The organism is Longimicrobiaceae bacterium, from assembly GCA_035936415.1.
GTDB lineage: Bacteria > Gemmatimonadota > Gemmatimonadetes > Longimicrobiales > Longimicrobiaceae > JAFAYN01.
In genome coordinates, this window is the sequence record DASYWD010000357.1 from 1 (window position 1) to 3,744 (window position 3,744).

5 protein-coding genes are annotated in these 3,744 nt (G+C 75.3%); 2 read left to right on the plus strand and 3 right to left on the minus strand.

The features are described 5' to 3' along the window. Together VGR37_14505 and VGR37_14510 are read right to left on the minus strand one after the other, a co-directional pair. Positions 1-730, minus strand: a 730-nt coding sequence (locus tag VGR37_14505; protein ID HEV2148612.1) for a hypothetical protein, incomplete at its 3' end; no start/stop codon positions are given. A 68-nt stretch (positions 731-798) separates the two neighbouring features. Further along, entirely contained in the window at positions 799-1,857 is a 1,059-nt protein-coding gene (locus VGR37_14510) for a 3-isopropylmalate dehydrogenase (protein ID HEV2148613.1), read from the minus strand. A 185-nt stretch (positions 1,858-2,042) separates the two neighbouring features. Between VGR37_14510 and VGR37_14515 the strand changes: the two genes are divergently transcribed. Continuing rightward, entirely contained in the window at positions 2,043-2,246 is a 204-nt protein-coding gene (locus VGR37_14515) for a hypothetical protein (protein HEV2148614.1), read from the plus strand. Positions 2,247-2,283: 37 nt separating this feature from the next. Next, positions 2,284-2,898, plus strand: coding sequence for a hypothetical protein (locus VGR37_14520; GenBank protein HEV2148615.1), 615 nt, complete (start codon positions 2,284-2,286; stop codon positions 2,896-2,898). 93 nt (positions 2,899-2,991) lie between these two features. On the opposite strand, the gene VGR37_14525 is transcribed toward VGR37_14520, so the two are convergent. After that, positions 2,992-3,495: a cytochrome c gene (locus VGR37_14525; GenBank protein ID HEV2148616.1), complete on the minus strand. Its 504-nt coding sequence runs from the start codon at positions 3,493-3,495 to the stop codon at positions 2,992-2,994. Positions 3,496-3,744 lie beyond the last annotated feature (249 nt).

Sequence of the window (3,744 nt, forward strand, 5' to 3'; positions counted from 1 at the left end):
ACTCCAGCGCCGCGCCGTCGCCCACCGCGTGGCACTCCGCGGTCCACACCTGCCCGGCGAGGGCGATCCGCGCCTCCCAGCGCCGCACCCCCTGCGCCGCCGCGGGCTCCGGGAAGGGCTTCACCAGGCGGCGCAGCTCCGGGAGCGCCCCCTCCTCGAGCGTGCGGCGCGAGACCGTCTGCCGCCGCGCCCAGCCGGCCGACCCGCCGGGCCGCACGGAGACGCCCACCTCCTCCGCTCCCGACTCCAGCGCCTCCAGCAGGAAGCGGAGCACCGGGACGGGGGAGATGTCCGGCTCCCCGTGCACCGCGTCGATCAGCGCGCGGAGCGTGGCGGGGGTGGAGAGCGCAGCCTCCACGTTGGCGGCGCCCGTGAACTGCTGCACCTCGATCAACCGCCCCAGGTCGCGCGGGTCGGAGAGGACCACGGTCACGGTGTCGCCGTCGCGGAGCACGGGGAGCACCAGGTGCTCGCGCGCCCACCCGCCGGGGACCTGCGAGGCGACGCCGTGGTCGATCCCGTCCGGGCGCAGGTTCACGAAGGGGAGGTCGTACTGGTCGGCGAGCAGCCACTCGACCTCGGCGGGGGTCGCCAGCCCGAGGGCGACCAGGGCGGCGCCGAAGAAGCCGCCCCGCTCGCGCTGGTAGGCGAGGACGCGCTCCACGTCCTCGGGGGAGATCCGGCCCAGGCTCACCAGGATCTCCCCGATGGTTGTGCTCCTCTTGCGCATGCTTTCCGGAAGGTGTGGCCGGTGGGCCCGCGGGCGCGGGAAGTCGCGGGGGCAGGGCGGAGGGCCGGCTACGCCTCGCCCGCTTCCAAGTATCGGCAGACGGCGTCGCCGGCCGCAGCGGTGCCCAGCGGTCCGCCCAGGTCCGGCGTGGTCTGCCCTTCGTGGACGGCGCGGCGCACGGCGGCCTCGATCCGCTCCCCCTCGCGCGCGTGGCCCAGGTGCTTCAGCATCAGCGCGGAGGTGAGCATCGCCGCGAACGGGTTGGCGATCCCCTTCCCCGCGATGTCCGGCGCGGACCCGTGCACCGGCTCGAAGAGGGAGACGCGCCCCGGGTGGATGTTCCCCGACGCGGAGAGCCCCAGGCCCCCGGCGAGCTGCGCCCCCAGGTCCGAGAGGATGTCCCCGAACAGGTTCCCGGTGACGATGACCCGGTAGCGCTCCGGGCGCCGCACCATGTCCATGGCGAGCATGTCCACGTACAGCGCCTCGCTCTCCACCTCCGGGTACTCCGCAGCCACCTCGCGGAACACGCGCCGCCAGAGGCCGCCGGCGTGCTCCATGGCGTTGGCCTTGTCCGACATCGTGACGCGCTCCAGCCCGTGGGCCCGGGCGTGCTCGAACGCCGCGCGGACGATCCGCTCCACCCCCTTGCGGGTGTTCACGTCCTCCTGGATCGCCACCTCGTCCGGCGTCCCGCGCTTGAAGACGCCGCCCATCCCCACGTAGACGCCCTCCGTGTTCTCGCGGAAGATCACGAAGTCCACGTCCTTCTCCCCCTTGTCCCTGAGCGGGGTCAGCTCCGGGTGGAGCAGCTTCACCGGGCGGAAGTTGACGAACAGGTCCAGGCGGAAGCGGAGCCCCAGCAGGATGTCGCGGGCGTGCTCGTTGCCGGGCACCCGCGGGTCGCCCAGCGCGCCCAGCAGGATGGCGTCGTAGCTCGTGGAGAGCTCGGCGAACTCCTCGTCGGTCAGTGTGGTGCCGGTGGCGAGGTAGTGGTCGGCGCCGTGGGGCCACTCCACCAACTCCAGCTCCGGGCCGGCGGACGTCGCCGCGCGCAGCACCTTCAGTGCCTCGCGCGTGACCTCCGTCCCGACCCCGTCTCCAGCGATCACGGCGATGCGCGGCATGGACGGTCCGTCAGTCTCTTCGGGGAAGTCGTGCTTTCGGGGGGAAGCGGTCGCGGAAGCTACCCGCTCACGGGAGCGCGCGTCAAGGAGGGACGCCGGTGGGGCGCACCGGAACACCTCTTGCGACGCCGCGCCGCCTCTGCCGCGGGTGGGGCCGCGGCATCACGCCAGCCAGCGAGGTCCGGATGAAAGGTCGCCGACAGATGCCGCTCGCCCTGCTCCTCGCGGGCTCGCTCCTGGCCGCGTGCGGGGGGTACGACCCGCCCGAGGAGGCGGATCCGCTCGACAGCGCCGAGCCGACCCCGACCGACACCGCCTTCGTGCCGGGGGCGGAGGAGCCCGGGCCGCAGGACAAGGGTGTCGAACGGGGCGTCGAGGCCGCGCCGTGAGACCCCGCCCAGCTCCCGGCAGCGCGGGGACCGGCGCATGATGGCGCCGCTGCTGCTCCCGCTCCTCGCCGCCCTGCTCCTGGCCGGGTGCGGCGACGCCGCGGAGGGCGAGCCCCCCCCCGGCGGCGGGGAAGGGCTCGCCGCGGCGGCCGAGGCGGGCCCCACGCCGTACACCTCGCCGGAGGGGTTCGCGCTCCCCTTCCGCACCGAGCTGCCGGAGGGCATCCGCGCCGAGCCGCTCACGCTGGACGACGAGGACGGGATCCGCTTCGTCGGCTACCCGGGCGGCGCGCGCAGCGACAGCGCGTACGTGTACGTGTTCGTGCACCCGCCCGGCGCGAGCGAGGAGGCCGCGCGGGAAACGGTCCGGACCATCGCCGAGCGGGTCCGCATCCCGGGGAACCGCACCGAGCTCGACCCGGCGAACCCGCAGCCGTGGGCCGTCGTCGAGTACCCCATCTACAGCCTGGGCACCGTCCACGAGCCGCTCCGGGGGTGGGTGGCGCTCGGGGCCCACGGCGGCCGCTGGTTCCACGTCATCGTCCAGTACCCGGAAGAGCTGGAGGCGTGGTTCACCCCCCGCGCCGAACGCATCCTGGACGCCTGGCGCTGGACCGGCACCGGCACCGGCACCCCCCTCCGCCGCCCCTGACCCGCGACACCGCCCTGCAGAAGGCCCCTCCCCCCGCACCCGGGGGAGGGGCCGCACTCCCTGCCCGACTCCCGCACTTCGCACTCGCGCACCTTACGTCCCCTCCCGCGGTGCCGAATCCGGGGCGGCCGCCGGTCCGGGCGCGGCCGAGGGCCGCCGGAGCGAGTACACGTACGCCGCCAGTGCCCGCACCTGCTCCGCGGTGAAGGTCCCCCCGCCCAGGGGCGGCATGGGGACCGGGTGCTCCTCCGGCTCCGGGACGCCCTGCTGGATGAGGCCCACGATCTCGTCGTACTCGCCCGAGACGTTCAGCCACTCGCCGTCGCGGAGCGAGGGGCCGAGCTGCGTCCCCCCGGCGTCGGGGCCGTGGCAGACCACGCAGGTGGTGCCGAAGAGCTTCCGCCCCTCCCCCACCATCCCCGCCGTCACCCCCTGCGGGAGCGGCACGTCGGGCGCCGTGGGGAGCGCCGAGTCGTCCGGCTCCTCCACCACGTTCCCCGGCCGCGCGCCCGCGTCCCCGTCGTCGCCGCACCCCGCCAGCGGCGCCGCCGCCAGCACCAGCGCCGCCGCCACCCCGACCAGCTCCGCTATCCGCATGCTCCGTCCCGGGAACGAGTCAGGCGCCACCGGTCGGGCGCCGCGGCCCCGCGCCTTTGCAAGCGTCGTTCCTCACGGCGCGGCGCCGCTCCGCTGCGAATGCCCGCACCCGATGCAGAACTGCCACTCCGGCTCCACCGACTCGCCGCACCCCGCGCAGGGGATCGCCCGCTGCGCCACGCCGCAGAACGGACAGAAGCGTGCCTCCCGCCCCTCCGGGAGCGGGGTGCGGCACGCGCGGCAGAGCGA